The 17,360-nt window shown below is 71.9% G+C and carries 16 protein-coding genes; 11 read left to right on the forward strand and 5 right to left on the reverse strand.

Going from position 1 to position 17,360, the window contains the following annotated elements:
* The first annotated feature begins 8 nt into the window (after positions 1-8).
* Positions 9-878 (forward strand): DUF4097 family beta strand repeat-containing protein, encoded by an 870-nt coding sequence (locus HP445_RS03720; protein ID WP_111033652.1) that lies wholly within the window; start codon positions 9-11, stop codon positions 876-878.
* Entirely contained in the window at positions 875-1,456 is a 582-nt protein-coding gene (locus HP445_RS03725; RefSeq protein ID WP_071405831.1) for a PadR family transcriptional regulator, read from the forward strand. The genes HP445_RS03720 and HP445_RS03725 overlap by 4 nt, the downstream gene beginning before the upstream one ends.
* Positions 1,457-1,596: 140 nt before the next feature.
* Here HP445_RS03725 and HP445_RS03730 read toward each other — a convergent pair whose 3' ends face one another.
* Positions 1,597-2,049, reverse strand: coding sequence for a MerR family transcriptional regulator (locus HP445_RS03730; protein WP_128781592.1), 453 nt, complete (start codon positions 2,047-2,049; stop codon positions 1,597-1,599).
* A 130-nt stretch (positions 2,050-2,179) separates the two neighbouring features.
* On the opposite strand from HP445_RS03730, the gene HP445_RS03735 reads away from it, so the two are divergent.
* From HP445_RS03735 to HP445_RS03750, 4 genes are all read left to right on the forward strand, one after another.
* Positions 2,180-4,423, forward strand: coding sequence for an APC family permease (locus tag HP445_RS03735; protein ID WP_111033654.1), 2,244 nt, complete (start codon positions 2,180-2,182; stop codon positions 4,421-4,423).
* An 11-nt stretch (positions 4,424-4,434) separates the two neighbouring features.
* On the forward strand, positions 4,435-5,190 hold the full coding sequence (locus HP445_RS03740; protein WP_111033655.1) for a hypothetical protein: 756 nt from the start codon (positions 4,435-4,437) through the stop codon (positions 5,188-5,190).
* Positions 5,191-5,297: 107 nt separating this feature from the next.
* Positions 5,298-5,573, forward strand: a complete 276-nt coding sequence (locus HP445_RS03745) for a DUF3072 domain-containing protein (protein ID WP_017886246.1) — start codon at positions 5,298-5,300, stop codon at positions 5,571-5,573.
* Between the two features lie 120 nt (positions 5,574-5,693).
* Entirely contained in the window at positions 5,694-6,134 is a 441-nt protein-coding gene (locus HP445_RS03750) for a DoxX family protein (protein ID WP_071405836.1), read from the forward strand.
* Between the two features lie 135 nt (positions 6,135-6,269).
* Here HP445_RS03750 and HP445_RS03755 read toward each other — a convergent pair whose 3' ends face one another.
* Positions 6,270-7,415: an NAD(P)-binding domain-containing protein gene (locus HP445_RS03755; RefSeq protein ID WP_128781591.1), complete on the reverse strand. Its 1,146-nt coding sequence runs from the start codon at positions 7,413-7,415 to the stop codon at positions 6,270-6,272.
* Between the two features lie 158 nt (positions 7,416-7,573).
* Here HP445_RS03755 and HP445_RS03760 point away from each other — a divergent pair, with 158 nt between their 5' ends.
* Positions 7,574-7,792: a DUF3073 domain-containing protein gene (locus HP445_RS03760; RefSeq protein WP_017886249.1), complete on the forward strand. Its 219-nt coding sequence runs from the start codon at positions 7,574-7,576 to the stop codon at positions 7,790-7,792.
* Positions 7,793-8,320: 528 nt separating this feature from the next.
* Here HP445_RS03760 and purM read toward each other — a convergent pair.
* Positions 8,321-9,436 carry a phosphoribosylformylglycinamidine cyclo-ligase gene (purM, locus tag HP445_RS03765; protein ID WP_128781590.1) on the reverse strand — a complete coding sequence of 372 codons (1,116 nt, stop codon included), beginning with the start codon at positions 9,434-9,436 and terminating at the stop codon, positions 8,321-8,323.
* A 74-nt stretch (positions 9,437-9,510) separates the two neighbouring features.
* On the opposite strand from purM, the gene purF reads away from it, so the two are divergent.
* On the forward strand, positions 9,511-10,968 hold the full coding sequence (gene purF, locus HP445_RS03770; protein WP_042539088.1) for an amidophosphoribosyltransferase: 1,458 nt from the start codon (positions 9,511-9,513) through the stop codon (positions 10,966-10,968).
* A gap of 84 nt (positions 10,969-11,052) precedes the next feature.
* Here purF and HP445_RS03775 read toward each other — a convergent pair whose 3' ends face one another.
* The gene (locus HP445_RS03775) at positions 11,053-11,454 is read right to left on the reverse strand and encodes a hypothetical protein (RefSeq protein ID WP_110858851.1); all 402 of its coding nucleotides are present in this window, start codon (positions 11,452-11,454) and stop codon (positions 11,053-11,055) included.
* 108 nt (positions 11,455-11,562) lie between these two features.
* Here HP445_RS03775 and HP445_RS03780 point away from each other — a divergent pair, with 108 nt between their 5' ends.
* Positions 11,563-14,151 (forward strand): helix-turn-helix transcriptional regulator, encoded by a 2,589-nt coding sequence (locus HP445_RS03780; RefSeq protein ID WP_128781589.1) that lies wholly within the window; start codon positions 11,563-11,565, stop codon positions 14,149-14,151.
* Positions 14,152-14,471: 320 nt separating this feature from the next.
* On the opposite strand, the gene HP445_RS03785 is transcribed toward HP445_RS03780, so the two are convergent.
* On the reverse strand, positions 14,472-14,843 hold the full coding sequence (locus HP445_RS03785) for a sterol carrier family protein (protein WP_111033718.1): 372 nt from the start codon (positions 14,841-14,843) through the stop codon (positions 14,472-14,474).
* Between the two features lie 57 nt (positions 14,844-14,900).
* Between HP445_RS03785 and purD the strand changes: the two genes are divergently transcribed.
* Both purD and HP445_RS03795 read left to right on the forward strand, forming a co-directional pair.
* Positions 14,901-16,169 (forward strand): phosphoribosylamine--glycine ligase, encoded by a 1,269-nt coding sequence (gene purD, locus HP445_RS03790; RefSeq protein ID WP_110864321.1) that lies wholly within the window; start codon positions 14,901-14,903, stop codon positions 16,167-16,169.
* The gene (locus tag HP445_RS03795) at positions 16,166-17,035 is read left to right on the forward strand and encodes a phosphoribosylaminoimidazolesuccinocarboxamide synthase (protein WP_111024227.1); all 870 of its coding nucleotides are present in this window, start codon (positions 16,166-16,168) and stop codon (positions 17,033-17,035) included. Before purD ends, HP445_RS03795 begins: the two co-directional genes overlap by 4 nt.
* The last annotated feature ends 325 nt before the right edge of the window (positions 17,036-17,360 follow it).

Genomic DNA, 17,360 nt, shown 5'->3' on the forward strand with positions numbered 1-17,360 from the left:
GAGGCAACATGGCGCAGGAGAAGTGGCTCGTCGACGAGCCCAAGGTCATCGACACCGGCATCGTGCGCACCGTGCGTGTCGGCCTCGTCGGCGGGCAGGTGGACGTCGTCGCACACGACGAACCCACGGCCCGGGTCGAGATCCACAGCGTGTCCGGCAAGCAGATGCTCATCGAGGTCGACGGCGACACCCTCACCGTCGACCACCCCCAGGTCCGGTGGGACGACCCCATCGGGTTCCTGAAGTCCTTCCGCGGCAAGGCCCACGCCGACGTCAGCATCCTGGTCCCCCGCGACGCCGGCATCACGCTCGGTGTCGTCTCGGCCGGTGCGCTGCTGTCCGGCACGAACCGCGGTGCCACGCTCAACACGGTGTCCGGCGACCTGGTCGTCGACGGCGTCGCGGGTGACGTCACGGTCAACGCCGTCTCGGGCGCCACCACGATCCGCGACCTCGACGGCGCGCTCGCGGTGCACACCGTCTCCGGCGACGTCGTGGCCACCGGCGAGATCCCGCGGTTCCAGGCCGACGGCGTCTCGGCCGACGTCGTGCTCGACCTGCACGGGGTCCCCGAGTCCGCCCGCGTCAACACGGTGTCCGGGTCGGTGAGCGTCCGCCTGGCGGACGGCGTCGCCTACAAGTGCACGGTGAACACCGCGACCGGCAAGCTGCAGTTCGACGACGCCGAGATCCGCGGGGTGCGCGGTTCGTACGTCAAGCAGGGCGGCGAGCTGTCCGGCCAGTGGCTCGACCTGCGGGTGAACTCCGTCTCCGGCGACATCGCGGTGCTGCACGCCCCGCCGGTCGCCGAGCCGACACCCCCGACGACGACGACCACGCCGACCACCCCGACGAACGAGAGCGAGGTGCCCGAATGAGCCCCGTCTTCGCCCACGGCCACCTGCGCCTCTACCTGCTCGTCCTGCTGGCCGACCACCCGATGCACGGCTACGAGCTCATCCAGGCACTCGGCGACCGCTTCGGCGGCACCTACGTGCCGAGCGCCGGCACCGTCTACCCCCGGCTCGCCAAGCTCGAGGACGACGGCCTGGTCACGAAGACCGCCGACGGCCGCAAGACCGTCTACGCGATCACGGACGCCGGCCGTGCCGAGCTCGCGGCACGTGCCGACGAGATCGCCACGGTCGAGTCCGGCGTGAGCGACTCGGTGAAGTCGCTGGCCGACGGCGTGCGCGCCTCGGTCGGCGAGGCCATGCGCTCGCTCCGTGCCGACCTGGCTGCCGCCGCCGAGAGCCCGGCGACGGGTTCCGCCGAGGAGCCCGTGTCCGTCCCGTCGGACAGTGCCCGCGCCCTGCGCGAGCTCGAGATGGCGCTGTCGTCGTTCCGGCAGCAGGTGCGTGCGGACCTGCGCCGTCGGGCGACCCGCGGCACGCTCGGTGCGGACACCGTGACGCGTCTGCGTGACGGCCTGGAGGCCCTGCGCAAGTCGCTCTGACGGCCCGCGGCCGACAGGTGGTGGCGACCAGGGCCTCCCGGCCGTCGTCTGCACCGTGTCGCGCCCGACGTCACCCACGGAACCAGGTTCCGGACACAGCACCGTGCAGATGCGCGGTGCGGTGTCCGGAACCTGGTTCCTCAGCGACCCGCACCCGGCGGATCGGCGGCCGGCAGCCGCGTCGGCGGGAAGCCGGCGAACGCCTCGCCTGCCGTCAGGTCCTCCCCGTGCTCGACGCGCGCCACGGTGGTGCGGACCGCGGCCAGCTGCCGGGCCAGCCGGTCCCGTTCGTGCTCGAGCCACGTCAGGTGCGCCGCGAGCGCCGCGACGTCGTCACCTTCCTCGTCGAGTCGTCGCGCGATCTCCGGCAGCCCGAGTCCGAGCCCGCGCAGCAGCAGGATGCGCTGCAGCCGGACGAGCGCACGGTCGTCGTAGCGCCGGAGGCCACCCGCACCCACCGCCGTCGCCGGCAGCAGCCCGACGGCCTCGTAGTGCCGCAGCGTCCTGCTCGAGACACCGGCGGAACGCGCCACCTCGGTGACGGCGTGGGGAGCTTTCGCAGCTGCATCACCCGGGCCTGTCGATGCGCTCATGCTGGCGACTGTACTGCTTGACGCCGCGTCAACCGCAAGGGGTGTGCGACACCCAGGGTGGAGCGCCCGCAGCCGACCGGGAATGTGCGGCAGGCGAACCGTGTTGACTCGCGCCCGGAACTGAGTAGGTTTGCCGCTCGTGACGAACGAGATCCGGTCGTTGAAAGCACGACTGATCGGGGATCCCCTCCCCTCTGAGAAGCTCGAAGGACAGCTCCTCCCGAAGCACCTGGCCCTGCCGATCTTCGCGAGTGACCCGCTGTCCTCTGTCGCGTACGCGCCGCAGGAACTCCTGATGATCCTGCTGCTCGGCGGCATGGCCTTCCTGACGTTCGCGCCGTGGGTCGCCGCACTCGTCGTGCTGCTGCTCGTGGTCGTCGTCGCCTCGTACCGGCAGCTCATCAAGGCGTACCCGTCCGGTGGTGGCGACTACGAGGTGGCGCACCGGAACCTCGGCGAGAAGGCCGGGCTGGTCGTCGCCAGTGCACTGCTCGTCGACTACGTGATGACGGTGGCCGTGTCGGTCGCCTCCGGTGTCGACAACATCATCTCGGCGCTCCCGATGCTCGACCACTTCCGCGTCGAGCTCGCCCTGCTGTTCGTCGTGCTGCTCGCCGCCGCGAACCTGCGGGGGGTGCGGGAGTCGAGCAAGGCCTTCGCGATCCCGACCTACCTGTTCGTGGCGAGCGTCTTCGTGATGGTCGTCACCGGGCTCGTCCGGGTCGCCGCCGGCAACGCCCCGGTCGCCGAGTCCGCGGCGTACACCGTGCAGAACGTCGAGCACACGACGCAGGCTGCGTTCATCCTGCTGCTCCTCCGCGCCTTCGCCTCGGGCTGCTCGGCCCTGACCGGCGTCGAGGCCATCGCGAACGGTGTGCAGGCGTTCCGCCGGCCCAAGATCAAGAACGCGCAGGCCACCCTGGTCGCGATGGGCGGCATCGCGATCGTCCTGTTCATCGGGCTCATCACCCTGGCGCTCGTGTCGCACGTGCACTACGCCGAGCGCGCCTGCGACCTGCAGGGCTTCGCGAACTGTGCGACCACGCCGCAGCGCTCGCTCATCGCGCAGATCGCGGCCGCGACGTTCGGCAACAACTCCGTGCTGTTCTTCGTGATCCAGGCGACCACGGCCGCGGTCCTGCTCCTCGCGGCGAACACGGCCTTCAACGGGTTCCCGCTGCTCGGCTCGATCCTGGCCCGCGACTCGTACGCCCCGAAGGCGCTCTCGACCCGCGGCGACCGGCTCATCTACTCGAACGGCGTCATCGTCCTGGCCCTCGTCGCCGCGGCGCTGCTCGTGGTCTACCGCGCGAACGTCACGAGCCTCATCCAGCTCTACATCATCGGTGTCTTCGTGTCGTTCACGCTCGGACAGACGGGCATGGTCGTGCACTGGACGCGACTGCTCCGAGCAGACCGGGACGGGACGGTGCCCGTGGGTGACCCTGCCGTGAACCGCGGGCAGGTCGTCCGCTCCCGCACGATCAACGCGATCGGCGCCACCTTCACCCTCGTGGTGCTCGTCATCGTCACGATCACGAAGTTCACCCACGGCGCCTGGCTGGTCTTCCTGATCATGCCGGTGCTGTACGTGCTCATGCTCGGCGTGAACCGCTACTACCGCGACGTCTCGCACGAGATCGAGGCCGACGTCGAGACGAAGTTCGGCGCCACGGGGGACCACGCCATCGTCCTGGTGAACAAGCTGCAGAAGCCCGTGCTCAAGGCGCTCGACTACGCCGTCGCCGCCGAGCACGCGAGCATCGAGGCGGTGCACGTCGCGATCGACGACGCCGAGTCCCAGCGCCTGCGCGACCAGTGGGCGGAGTACGGCATCCAGGTGCCGCTGACGATCGTGCCCAGCCCGTACCGCGACATCTCGATGCCCCTGATCAAGTACATCAAGGCGCACCGGAACGAGCACGGCTCCGAGGTCGTCACCGTCTACACCCCGATCTTCATCGTCGGGCACTGGTGGGAGGGCCTGCTCCACAACCACCGCGGCCGCCGCATCCGCAAGAAGCTGCTGCTCGTGCACGGCGTCACCGTGGCCCTGGTGCCGTGGCTGCTCGACTCGTCCGAGCTGCTCTACGGCCGCCGATCCCGCCCGCTGCCCGGCCAGGAACGCCGCGGCGAGCCCGTCCGGCCCCCGCTCCGCCGCCCCGCGCAGCCCGGTTCGTCGGCCGAGGCCACGGCCTCGGCCTCGGCTTCGGCCGAGGACCGCCTGATCCGGTCCGCCGAGCGCAACAGCATCCAGCCGCGCCGCGCGACCCGTCCGGCGGGCCCCGCCGAGGGCGTCGACCCCGCGCTCTGCACGGGAGAGATCCACGCCCTCGTGCCCTCCCCGCCGCGACGGGGAGCGGACGAGTCGTAGCATGTGGCCCCATGACCATCAGTGACCTGCGGACGTTCGCCACGTTCGACGGACACGGCGGCAAGGTCTCGAAGCGCGTCGAGGTGCTCGACCACGAGCCGCCGGCCGGCAGCCCGCTCGAAGGACTCGTCGCCGTGCGCGGCGAGCACCCCCTCGGCGCTCGCGACGAGCGCGCCGCCGACGAGTCCGCCGCGCTCTCCCGCGGCGTCCCGAGCGTCGGCTGGGTGGACCCGGCCGCGCTCCGCGACTGGTACCGCCCGGACCGCGTCGTCCTCACCCGGCTCGAGGCGCGGCAGTCCGGCATCGAGCCCGGTGTCTACGCCGACTCCCGTGGGCGCGGTCGCGTCCGGATCGACGGCCTGGAGGCCCACCTCGCCCCCGACGGTCGCCCCGCCTTCCGCGCACTGGCCGGCCCCACCGCCGAGCCCGTCGTCGACGTGCCGCTGCCGACCGACCAGGCCGTCCGCCTGGTGGCGGTGACCGCGGTCGACGAGGGACTCGAAGTCGTCACCGCCCCGGTGTCCCCGTTCCTGCAGCCCGGCGAGCATCCGGCGTACGGCGACGACGTGGTCGGGTTGCCGCCACGTCCGGCGAGCGGTCTGGTCCGGGTCGCGGCGTCGGTGCTGCTCGACGGCGAGCTGCACGAGGTCGACCGGATCGACGAGCGTGCGGCGACCATCTGGATCCGGCGGGACGACCGCGTCGTGCCGATCGCCACGAGTGCCGTCGGGCCCGATCTGGTGCGGTACGCGGCGACCGAGGTCTGAGCCGCTTCGGTGCGGATGCGTGCCGTCGTGCGCGCTGTGCCGCTGAGCCGCTTCGGGGGACGTCGCTGCTGCGTGTCGTGACGGGGGTGCGGCGTACCGTCGCGGACATGAGTGACGCAGACCGCGACCAGCAGCAGACCCCGGACGCACCGATCCAGGGCGAGACCCTGGGCGGCCCCCGACCCGACCCCTCCACCGACGCGAGCAAGGACCCCGAGCAGTGGGTCACCGGCGACGAGCCGATGACCGGACCGCAGCGCAGCTACCTCGACACCCTGGCCCGTGAAGCCGGCGAGGAACTCCCCGCCGACCTCACCAAGGCGCAGGCGTCGGAGCACATCGACCGCCTCCAGCAGCAGACGGGCCGCGGCGCCGATTCCTGAGAAGCAGTCCGCCCTTCGGCGGACCGCTGGCTGGGCATGCTCTGGGCATGTTCTGGCGAAGCGCGGTCAGTCCCCTGTTCGAGGACGATCGATGACGCGTCACCGGCTACCTTCGTGGCCATGCGAACGACATCGACCTCCATCGGCCTGACCGCGCTCCGCATCGTCCTCGGGGTGGTGTTCATCGCCCACGGCGCCCAGAAGTTCGCCCAGGGCATCCCCAACGTGGTGCAGGGCTTCTCGGGCATGGGCGTCCCCCTCGCCGAGGTCGCAGCACCCCTCGTCGCCGGCCTCGAGCTCGTCGGCGGCGTCCTGCTCGTGCTCGGCGTCGCGACCCGCGTCGTCGGCGTGCTGCTGGCCGTCGACATGGTCGTCGCCGGGTTCCTGGCCCACGGCACCGCGGGCTTCTACTCGCAGGACGGCGGGTTCGAGTACGTGCTCGTGCTCGCGGTGGCGTCGCTCGCCGTGGCGCTGACCGGGCCCGGGCGGTTCTCGCTCGACGCCCTGGTGCTCAAGTCGTCACGCCGTCGTCGTGGCGTCGAGGAGCCCCTGCCCGCCTGAGCCGCGCGTCCCGGCCGTCCGGGCCGTCCGGTGCGAGGTTCCGTTCCCGGTGAGAGCTCACGAGGCCCGCACCGGGAACGGGACCTCGCACCGTTCACATGGCCCCTCGCACCGTGCGGGGGGCCGCAGTGCCGTTCAGCCCGCCAGTGTGTCCATCACCTGGCGGGCGGTGCGTCGGCCGGCCCGGTTCGCACCGATGGTCGATGCCTGGGGACCGTAGCCGGCCAGGAACAAGCGCGGCTCCTCGGCCGACCGGCCGTCCTCGACCACCACCCCGCCCGCCGTTGTCCGCAGGTGCAGCGGCGCGAGGTGCCGCAGGTCGGCCCGGAACCCCGTCGCCCAGATCACCGCGTCGGCGTGCACGTGCGTGCCGTCTGCCCGCACCACCCCGGTCTCGTCCATCCGCGTGAACATCAGCTCGTCGCGCAGCACGCCGCGGTCGATGCCGGCGCGGATCCGTCGCGACACCGGGACCCCGGTGCCGCTGACGATGCTCGGCAGGACCTCGCCCGCGCGGGCGGCACGGTCCTGTTCGTCGACGGCGGCCACGGCGGACTCGACGTCGAGCGACGCGGTCCCGGCCCAGACCATCGGGCGCCGGGTGAACCAGCGCGCCGAACGGGCGACGCCGTCGAGTTCGAGCAGGAACCCGATCGCGCTCGTCCCACCGCCCACCACCACGACGTCCTGGCGGGCGAACTCGGAGGCGCTGCGGTACTCGGTCGTGTCGACCTGGCGCCCGCGGAACACGTCGCGCCCCGGGTACCACGGCACGAAGGGGGTACCCCACGTGCCGGATGCGTTCACCACGACGTCGGCACGGATGCGCGTGACGGTGCCGTCGGCGCTCCGGGTCGTGACGCACAGGCCGTCGTCCGCCGGGGCGTCGCCCGCCACGCCGTCGACGCCGCCGATTCGCGAGACGGACGTCACCGTGACCGGGCGCCGCACCCGCAGGTCGTAGTGCTGCTCGAACCGCCGGTAGTACTCCCCGACAACGTCCCGCGCGGGCCGCGACCGGTCGGCGTCGTCGAACTCCAGGCCCATCGCGCGCATGCCGGGCAGGTCGTGCACCCGGTGTGCTGCTCCGAGCCGCAGGGCTTCCCACCGGAACTGCCACGCCCCACCGGTGCTCGGCGCGCGGTCGAGGATCACCAGGTCGCTGCCGGGGACGAGCCCGAGGCGACGCAGGTGGTATCCCACGGAGAGCCCCGCCTGCCCCGCACCGATCACCACCACGCGGGCGTGCTGGTCGACCGGGGTCTCGAGGGGTTCCGTCATCACTTCGATTCTGCTGTGCGGGCCAGCCGTCGCGCGACGTCCAGATCGAGGTACATGGTAGAGTGATCGGCAGATTTCAAACCACGAACCGTCTGGTTCCCCGAGTGATCTTCCGTCATTCGCCAGGACCGGACCAGAGCCGAACGAGGGGGTCACGCATGGGGCGCGGCCGTCAGAAGGCGAAGCACACCAAGGTCGCCCGTGAGCTGAAGTACTTCAGCCCGCAGACGAACTACGGTGCGCTCGAGCAGGAGCTCTCCGCCGGACAACACTCCGACGAGAACTACGTCGACCGTTGGGCGGACCAGTACGGTCCGGAACCGGCGGAAGACGAAGACGAGTTCGAGACCCAGGCAGACCAGAACAAGTCCGCCTGACCTCTCTCGCAGTCACGCCGCGCAGCCCTCGGGCGGCGCGGCGTTTCCGCGTGCCCGGACGCCCGTTGGCGCGCTCGGATCCCGGCCTCGAGTGGTCACGACTCACCGTGCGCACGACGCCGAGCGGTCACGAACCGTCGGTTGCAGGCCCGCCAGACGACAGTTCGTGACCACTCACCGCAGGCACTACGGCGAGCCCCCGGCACGCGAAGCACCGGCGGTACGGGGAAGGCTGGCCGAGTCCCGCGCCCCGGCACCGCACCCGAGTGGTCACGACTCCCCGCGTGCACGACGCCGAGCGGTCACGAACCGTCGGTTGCAGGCCCGCCAGGCGACGGTTGGTGACCACTCACCGCAGGCTCCACGGCGCGGCGGCAGCGCGCCCCCGTCACGGCCTCGAGTGGTCACGACTCCCCGCGTGCACGACGCCGAGCGGTCACAAACCGTCGGTTGCGGGCCCGCCGAACGACGGTTCGTGACCGCTCACCGCAGGCAGAACGGCGCGGCGGCAGCACGCCGCCCAGCGGGTCAGCCCGCGTAGCTCCCGACGAGCCGGACCGCGCCGCCGTCGACACCCTTGGCGCCCTGCTCGAACCCGGTCAGGTCCCGCGCGGACGTGGCGATCGTGCCGACGGGCCACGTGGGCATGCCGGCGGCACCGAGCGAGGCGATGACCTCGGCAGCAGCCCCGGCCGAGACGACGGCGAACATGCCGATGCCCAGGTTCCAGGTGCCCTCGGTGTCCTCGATCGGGGTGCCGGCCATGTCGGCCAGGACCCGGAACACCGGGAGCGGCTGCCAGGTGGAACGGTCGACCTCGACCCAGGAGCCGAAGGGCAGCACACGCGCCAGGTTCGCGGCGATGCCACCACCGGTCACGTGCGAGAGCGAGTGCACCGCGCCCGGGTGCTGCTCGAGCAGTGCCAGGAGCGGTGCGGTGTACAGGCGCGTCGGCTCGAGCAGGGCTTCGCCGACGGAGACCGCGCCGCCGAACCCGACGCCGCTCAGTTCGGGCAGCTGGTCCGTGAAGCCGACGCCCCGCGACGCCAGGATGTGCCGCACGAGCGAGTATCCGTTGGAGTGCAACCCCGACGACTCGATCGCCAGGACCACGTCGCCGTCCTGCACCAGGTGCGCGCCGAGCTGCGCGTCGGCCTCGACGACACCCGTCGCCGCACCGGCCACGTCGTAGTCGTCCGGGCCGAGCAGCCCCGGGTGCTCGGCGGTCTCGCCACCGACCAGCGCGGTGCCGGTCTCCGAGCAGCCGCGGGCGATGCCGGCGACGATGTCGGCGATCCGGCCCGGCACCACGCGGCCGCACGCGATGTAGTCGGTCATGAACAGCGGCTTCGCGCCGACCACGACGATGTCGTCGACGACCATGCCGACCAGGTCCTGCCCGATGGTGTCGTGCTTGTCGATCGCCTGCGCGATGGCGACCTTGGTGCCGACGCCGTCGGTCGAGGTCGCGAGCAACGGGTGCGAGAAGTCCTTCAGGAACGAGACGTCGTAGAGCCCGGCGAACCCACCGACGCCACCGAGGACCGAGGCGTTGTGGGTGGCCGCGACCGCGGACTTCATCAGTTCGACGGCCAGGTCACCGGCAGCGGTGTCCACTCCGGCTTCGGCGTACGGGTTGGGCATGCGGAGTCCTTCGCGGTGACATGGCAGACTTGTGCGGTACCCCCCGATTCTACTGATCTGGAGCACACCCGCGAATGTGCGGCATCGTCGGCCTTGTTGCGCAGGGCCCCGCCAACCAATCCATCTACGACGCACTGCTCCTCCTGCAGCACCGCGGGCAGGACTCGACGGGCATCGCCACGGTCGAGGGTCACGTGCACCACATGCACAAGACCCGCGGCCACGTGCGTGAGGCGTTCCGCACCCGCGACATGCGTGCCCTCCTCGGCACCATGGGGCTCGGACACGTCCGCTACGCCACCAAGGGCGCCGCGACGAACGAAGAAGAAGCCCAGCCGTTCTACGTGAACGCGCCCTACGGCATCGTCCTCGTCCACAACGGCAACCTCACCAACACGCGGGAACTCACGCGTGAACTGTTCGACATCGACCGTCGCCACCTGAACACGACGAGCGACACCGAGCTCCTGGTGAACGTGCTGGCGCACGAGCTGCAGGGCCAGGTCCGCGGCGCGAACCTCGACCCGGGTCAGGTGTTCGACGCCGTCGAGCGCGTGCACGAGCGAGTCGAGGGCTCCTACGCTACGATCGCGACCATCGCCGGGCACGGGCTGCTGGCCTTCCGCGACCCGTTCGGCATCCGCCCGCTGATCCTCGGCCACAAGTTCGACGAGGCCGGGCAGCCGGAGTGGGTCGTCGCGAGCGAGTCGCTCGTGCTCGAGTCCGGCGGCTACGAGATCGTCCGCGACATCGCCCCGGGCGAAGCCGTCTTCATCGAGATGAACGGCCAGATGCACGCCCGCCAGTGCGCGAAGAACCCGCGCCTGGTGCCGTGCTCGTTCGAGTACGTCTACCTGGCGCGTCCCGACTCGGTGATGAACGGCATCTCGGTCTACGACGCGCGTCTGCGCCTCGGCAACCGTCTCGCCGACACCATCGAGCAGTACGCGCCGACCGGTGACATCGACGTGGTCATGCCGATCCCGGACTCGAGCCGTCCGGCGGCCATGCAGGTCGCCCGGAAGCTCGGCATCGAGTACCGCGAGGGCTTCTACAAGAACCGCTACGTCGGCCGCACCTTCATCATGCCGGGGCAGGCGGAGCGCAAGCGTTCGGTGCGCCAGAAGCTCAACGCGATGTCGTCCGAGTTCAAGGGCAAGAACATCCTGATCGTCGACGACTCGATCGTCCGCGGCACCACGAGCCGCGAGATCGTCGAGATGGCCCGGGCCGCGGGCGCGAACGAGGTCACGTTCACGAGCGCCGCTCCCCCTGTCCGGTTCCCGCACGTCTACGGCATCAACATGCCGACCCGCGCCGAGCTCATCGCGCACGACCGGAAGATCCCGGACATCAACCGCGTGCTCGGCAGCGACCACCTGATCTACCAGGAGGTCGGGGACATGCGCGACGCCATCATCGAGGGCTCGGACGTGACCGACCTCGAGATGAGCTGCTTCACGGGCGAGTACGTCACGGGCACCGTGAGCCCGGAGTACCTGTCCTGGGTCGAGGCGAACCAGCTCAGCTAGGTCGCGTCTGAGACGCGACCAGACGACGGACGGGAGGCCCGGTGCCAGCTGGCACCGGGCCTCCAGTCCGTTGATCGGGGGCGGCTACGGCCGCTGGTCACCATGGTCGTCGAGCTCACCGTCGACCGTCTCGGGCGGCAGTTCGACCTCGACGCGCTCCGCCGTCAGGCGGGCCGACCGCCGGGCGTAGACCCGGTCGAACACGACGGCGACGACCGCACCGACGAAGGCGCCGATCGTGACGCCCCACAGGCTGAAGTAGCCGACCAGGCTGCCGAAGCTGGTCTGGTCCCGCTGGCCGCCGAGGTTCATGGTGAGGGCGACCACGACGAGGGTCGCGAGGAACCCGAGCACGGCACCGCCGACGATGAACACGCCGAACTTCGGTGCACGGCGGATGGTGACCTCGTCGGGGCTGGCGACCGCGCTGGGAGCCGGTGCCGGCGTGGGGAGCGGCTGCTCGTCGGGTTGATCGGTGTTGCTCACCCGTCCATTGTCCCCCACTGTGGGACGTCCCGCGGCCTGTGCGCGGCGACCGATCCGGGAGAGGATGGACGCTACTGGTCGGTATCCCAAGCGGAGGAGGTGTGTCGGATGCGTGAGCGAACCGCACCCGCCCGCCGACGCCGACCGGCCGCCCCCGCCCGCGTGGCCTGGCCCGTCGCACAGCGCGCGGAAGAGGACCGCGCCGTCGCCGTCGTCGCCGAGCACCGGTGGAGCGTCGCGCTCGTCGGTGCCCCCGGCATCGGCAAGAGCACCGCCGCGGCGCGGGTCACCGACCGCGTCGCCGGTCGCGACGGCACCGGCCGCACCGTCGTCGTGCCGATCACGGCGGTCGCCGCGAGCCGGTCGATGCCCTTCGGCGCCGTCGCCGAGCGCTTCGGCGAGCTGCCGGCGTCCATCTCGGAGCTGTCCGACGACACCGGCGCCGAGCAGCGCTTCCGTGCGATCGAGGACCTCGTCGACCGCGACGTCCTGCTCCGCGTCGACGACGCCGACCACCTCGACGCGATCTCCGCGCGGTACGTCGCCTGGCTGGTCCGTCGGCAGGGTGCTCGGCTCGTCCTGACCTGCCGCGACTTCACGGCGCTCCCCGAGCCGCTCCGCGCGCTGTGGCAGGACGACCTGCTCGAGCGCATCGACCTGCAGCCCCTGGCGCTGCACGAGACCGCGGCGCTCGTGGCCGAGGCACTGGGCTCGCCGCTCGAGAACGCCTCGGCCGAGCGCGTCCACCGCGCCACCGCCGGCAACCCGCTGTACCTGCGCGAGGTGGTCCGTGCGGCGCGGGTCTCCGGCGCCCTCGACCACACCGCGACCGGGTGGTACTGGCGCGGGCGCGTGACCGCGTCGGACAGCCTCGCGGACATGTACCGCACCGAGCTCGGGTCGCTGCCGGAGGACCTGCGCGACGTCGTCGACATCGTCGCCCTCGCCGACCCGATCCCGCTCGCTCGCCTGCTCGGCCTGGTGACCGGCGGGGACGTCGACCGGGTCGTCGCGCTCGGTCTGGTCCGCATCGACTCGCTCGACGACGGCGCCGCGGTCGTCCGGCCGTCGCACCCGCTCGTCGGCGAGGTCATCCGCACCCTGGTGCCGGTGGCCCGGCGAACGGCACTCTTCGCGCGCGCCAACGCCTTCCGCACCGACCGGCCCGAGGGCGCACCGCCCGCCGCCCGCCTGCGTGCCGCACTGTGGTCGCTCGAGTGCGGGGTCCTCCCGTCGGTCGACCAGCTGCTCGACGCGGCGCAGGTCGCCGTGCGGCTGCAGGAGCACGAGAGCGGGATCGCCCTGGCCTCGGCAGCGCTCCGCACGACGCTCACCCCCACCGAACAGGTCGCGGCGCACTGCCTCCGCTCGCTGGCGTACTCGTACTCGGACGGCCGAGAAGCCGGCCGCGCCGACGCCGAAGCCGCCTGGGGCGTGGCGAAGCGGCACGTCGGCGACGTCACCGACGAGGCCGTCATCGAAGCGTGCGAGACCCTGGCGAACATCCGCCAGTTCCACGACGACGACGTCACGGCGGCGGTCGCCCTGACCGATGCCGCCACGCGCCTGGTCGTGTCCGACGAGGCTGTCGAACGGCTGCGGCTGCTGCGGATGGCGCACCAGGGCTGGGGCGGGGACTTCGCCGAGGTCCGGGCCGAGATCGAGCGCAGCGGCATCGTGGACGCCCCGACGATGCCGATGTCGTTCCTCGCCGTCGCCCCCTGCGCCGTGATGGCGTTGGCGACCGCCGGCCGGCTGGACGACGCGTCCGCGCTCGGTCACCGCGCCCTGGCCACCGCGGTGGCGCACGTCGAGGCAGCGCCCTGGAGCGTCGGCGAGAACTCCTCCGTCCTGCACCAGGTGCAGATGTGGCGCGGCGACCTGGACGACCTGATCATCGAGGTACCCGCGGGGCGTTCCAGCCCCTACCTGAAGTACGACTTCACGCTCGAGCTCATCGGCCAGGGCAACCTGGCGCTCGCACAGCGCCGCTGGGACGACGCCGTCGCCGCGTTCTCGGCGGCGTGCGAGCGGTACGACATCGCCGACCACGGCGGGTTCGCGGCCTACCCCTGGGCGCGGCTGGCCCTGGCGCTCGCGTACGGCGGACGCCCGGAAGCAGCCGCCAGCGCGCTCGAACGTGCCCGGACCACCCCGCAGCGGGCGATGCGCATCACCGGCGAGCAGGTCGCCGTGTCGATCGCCTGGACCGAGGCCGTGCTCGGCAACCCGGCCGGACTGCAGCACGCCGACGAGATCATCGAGCGCAGCACGGCGAACGGCTCGTGGACGCACGTGATGTACGGGTACGCCCTGCACCACGCGGTCGGCATGGCACAGGGACGCGACTCGACCGGCTCGCTCGAGCGGATGCGCGAGGCCGCCACTCGCGTCGACGGACCGCTCGCGGCCGCGGTGGTCGAGTACGCCGACGCCGTGCGCGCCGGCGACCGCACGCGGGTGATCGCGGCGCAGGGATTGCTCGCAGCACATGGCATCTCCGTGACCGCGGGGCACTCGAAACCGCCGCTGACGAAGCGCGAGTACGAGGTCGCCGAACTCGCCGCGCAGGGGCTGAGCAACCGGCGGATCGCGGAGTCCCTCGGGCTCTCGACGCGGACGATCGACGCGCATCTGTCCCGTGTCTTCGCGAAGTGGGACCTGCACGCGCGGTCGGAGCTCAGCGAGCTGCTCTGAGCTGCTCGGTACTCGGCACGGCCGGTTCCGCGTTCCGCGTCGGCTGTCGCGCACGCAAGAACGTTGCGGATTGCAGCACGACGCGCCGCCACGATTGACACGTTGTGTGGAACATCGCGTACCTTGGTGCCTGTCGCCGGGTTCGGACCCGTTCGGGTCGGGTCCGAATCCCGGCGACTTCAAGCTTAGGAACCCGGTCGAAGCGGGCGCATCGGTAGGCACTACCTAATTCGCGCGGGAGTTCTCCGCAGGCGCTTTCGCCGCGGCGGCTCGGTGCTGGCGGATCGGTGCCGGTGGCTCGGTGCCGGCGGCTCGCAGGGTCAGGCGCCGGAGGCGGGCAGCCGGACCGGCAGGAACGCCGTCAGGTCGGCGCGGGAGCCCGAGGCGCTGACGCGTGACTGCGCGACCGCTTCGGCCCAGGTCAGCTCGCCGGACGCAAGGGCGAGCCACGTGGTGGCGTCGGTCTCGACGACGTTCGGCGGCGTGCCACGGGTGTGCCGGGGTCCGGGCACGGCCTGGACGGCGGCGAATGGCGGCACCCTCACCTCGACGCTGTTGCCCGGGACCTCGTCCGCCAGGCACTGCAACGTCCACCGAACCGCGGTCGCGACGGCCGGTCGGGCCGTCTCCCCACGACGCACCGCGGCCAGTGCCGCGCGCCCGTCGGCGTCCTCGATCCTCCTGGGTGGCATCTCCACAGGCTAGCCCTCGCATCGCGGGCGGCGAGTCGGGCTGGGTAGGGTGATCGGGTGCGAATCCTCGTCCTCGGTTCCGGTGCCCGCGAGCACGCGATCATCACGGCCCTCCTCGCGGAGCATGCGGGTCACGTCATCACGGCAGCGCCCGGCAACGCCGGCATCGCCGCCGACGTCGAGACCGTCTCCCTCGACCCCACCAACGGTGCACTCGTCGCGGAGTACGCGATCGAGAACGACGTCGAGCTCGTCGTCGTGGGCCCAGAGGCCCCGCTCATCGCCGGCGTGGCCGACCCGGTGCGCACCCGCGGCATCCCCGTGTTCGGGCCGGGCAAGGCCGCCGCGCAGCTCGAGGGCTCGAAGGCGTTCGCCAAGCGGATCATGGGCGAGGCCGGTGTGCCCACGGGGCGTCCGGTCTACGCGGGCACGGCGGACGAAGCCGTCGCCGCGATCGACGAGCTCGGCGCTCCGTACGTGGTCAAGGCGGACGGGCTCGCCGCCGGCAAGGGCGTGCTCGTGACCGACGACCGCCAGGCCGCGATCGACCACGCCACCTACTGGCTCCAGCACGGACACGTCGTGGTCGAGGAGTTCCTCGACGGCGAAGAGGTCTCGTTGTTCTTCCTGAGCGACGGGCACGACGTCCGTGCGCTCAGCCCCGCGCAGGACTACAAGCGCCTGGCCGACGGCGACCTTGGACCGAACACCGGCGGCATGGGCGCGTACTCGCCGCTGCCGTGGCTCGCCGACCGCTGGCCGTCCGAGCAGGCCTTCGTCGACGAGGTCACCGAGCTCGTCGCGCTGCCGACCGTCCGCCGCCTCGAGCACGAGGGCACGCCGTTCGTCGGGCTCCTGTACTGCGGCCTCATCGTCACCGAGCAGGGTGTCCGCGTGATCGAGTTCAACGCGCGCTTCGGTGACCCGGAGACGCAGGTCGTGCTCCCCCGCCTGGCCACGCCGCTCAGCGAACTCCTGCTGGCCGCCGCCACCGGGCAGCTCGGTGCCGTCCCCGCACCCGTGTTCCGCGACGAGGTCGCCGTCACCGTCGTCCTGGCGAGCGAGGGCTACCCGGAGAACCCGCAGACCGGTCGACCGATCACCGGCATCGACGACGCGAACGCCCGCGACGGCGTCTCGGTCGCGCACGCTGCCACCGGTGTCCTCGACGACACGCTCGTCGCCACGGGCGGCCGGGTGCTCAGTGTCGTCGCGACCGGGTCGGACTTCGCCCAGGCCCGTGAGCGTGCCTACGCCGGGCTCGGCGACATCACGCTCGAGGGCGCGCAGTTCCGCACCGACATCGCCGCGAAGGTCGCGAAGTGAGCGCCCCCGCGCCGATCGCCGGCTGGCGGCACGTCTCGTCCGGCAAGGTCCGCGAGCTCTACGTGCCCGAGGGCACCGCCGACCTGGCGAGCGCGTCCGAGCTGCTGCTCGTCGCCTCGGACCGGGTCAGCGCGTACGACTTCGCGCTCGAGCCGCCGATCCCGGGCAAGGGCGAACTGCTGACCCGCCTGTCGCGGTTCTGGTTCACCCAGCTGAGCGACGTCCCGAACCACATCATCGGCCCGTCCTCCGGTGGTACCCCGGTGCCCGCCGAGGTCGAGGCACGGTCGATGCACGTCATGCCGCTCACGATGTTCCCCGTCGAGTGCGTCGTGCGCGGGTACCTGGTCGGCAGCGGCTGGGCCGAGTACCAGGAGACCGGCAGCGTGTGCGGCGTCGCGCTCCCCGCGGGCCTGTCCAACGGTGACCGCCTGCCGGAACCGATCTACACGCCGGCGTACAAGGCGGCCCAGGGCGAGCACGACGAGAACATCTCGTACGAGCAGACCGTCGACCTGGTCGGCGCCGAGACCGCGGCCACCCTGCGCGAGCTCTCGCTGCACGTCTACACCGAGGCCGCGGCCATCGCGCTCGAGCGGGACGTCGTCATCGCCGACACCAAGTTCGAGTTCGGGCAGGACGCCACCGGCCGGATCCGCATCGCCGACGAGGTCCTGACCAGCGACTCCAGCCGCTACTGGGACGCCCGCTCCGCCGACCGCACCGACTCGTTCGACAAGCAGATCGTGCGGGACTGGCTCAGCGCGCACTGGGACCGCCAGGGCACGCCGCCGGTGCTCCCGGACGAGATCGTCGAGCGCACGGCTGCGCGCTACGCCGAGCTGATCGAGCGCCTCGGCGCTTGACGCGGCGCCCGGCCGGCGGTGTGGTGTGGCGTGGCCCGGACGGTCACGACACCCCGCTCAGCTCCGTCGAAGGGTCACGAACCGTCGCCCGAGGCCCCGCCAACCGACGGTTCGCGACCACCCGGCGGCCCACGCACGACACGTCGCGACCCCTCGCCGCGTGACGCCCGGTGCCGGCCCGACGGCCACGACACCCCGCTCACGTCCGTCGGACGGCCACGAACCGTCGCCCGCGGCCCCGCCAACCGACAGTTCGCGACCACTCGGCACCCCACGCACGACACGTCGCGACCAGTCGCCGCGTGACGCCCGTCGCCGGCCGAAC

It is taken from the genome of Curtobacterium flaccumfaciens (assembly GCF_013359815.1).
GTDB lineage: Bacteria > Actinomycetota > Actinomycetes > Actinomycetales > Microbacteriaceae > Curtobacterium > Curtobacterium flaccumfaciens.

Excerpts from the sequence above, each read along its gene's own strand:
- HP445_RS03720 (WP_111033652.1), top strand. The coding sequence starts at position 9 with ATGGCGCAGGAGAAGTGGCTCGTCGACGAGCCCAAGGTCATCGACACC.
- HP445_RS03725 (WP_071405831.1), top strand. The coding sequence starts at position 875 with ATGAGCCCCGTCTTCGCCCACGGCCACCTGCGCCTCTACCTGCTCGTC.
- HP445_RS03730 (WP_128781592.1), bottom strand. The coding sequence starts at position 2,049 with ATGAGCGCATCGACAGGCCCGGGTGATGCAGCTGCGAAAGCTCCCCAC.
- HP445_RS03740 (WP_111033655.1), top strand. The coding sequence starts at position 4,435 with ATGACCATCAGTGACCTGCGGACGTTCGCCACGTTCGACGGACACGGC.
- HP445_RS03745 (WP_017886246.1), top strand. The coding sequence starts at position 5,298 with ATGAGTGACGCAGACCGCGACCAGCAGCAGACCCCGGACGCACCGATC.
- HP445_RS03750 (WP_071405836.1), top strand. The coding sequence starts at position 5,694 with ATGCGAACGACATCGACCTCCATCGGCCTGACCGCGCTCCGCATCGTC.
- HP445_RS03755 (WP_128781591.1), bottom strand. The coding sequence starts at position 7,415 with ATGACGGAACCCCTCGAGACCCCGGTCGACCAGCACGCCCGCGTGGTG.
- HP445_RS03760 (WP_017886249.1), top strand. The coding sequence starts at position 7,574 with ATGGGGCGCGGCCGTCAGAAGGCGAAGCACACCAAGGTCGCCCGTGAG.
- purM (WP_128781590.1), bottom strand. The coding sequence starts at position 9,436 with ATGCCCAACCCGTACGCCGAAGCCGGAGTGGACACCGCTGCCGGTGAC.
- purF (WP_042539088.1), top strand. The coding sequence starts at position 9,511 with ATGTGCGGCATCGTCGGCCTTGTTGCGCAGGGCCCCGCCAACCAATCC.
- HP445_RS03780 (WP_128781589.1), top strand. The coding sequence starts at position 11,563 with ATGCGTGAGCGAACCGCACCCGCCCGCCGACGCCGACCGGCCGCCCCC.
- HP445_RS03785 (WP_111033718.1), bottom strand. The coding sequence starts at position 14,843 with ATGCCACCCAGGAGGATCGAGGACGCCGACGGGCGCGCGGCACTGGCC.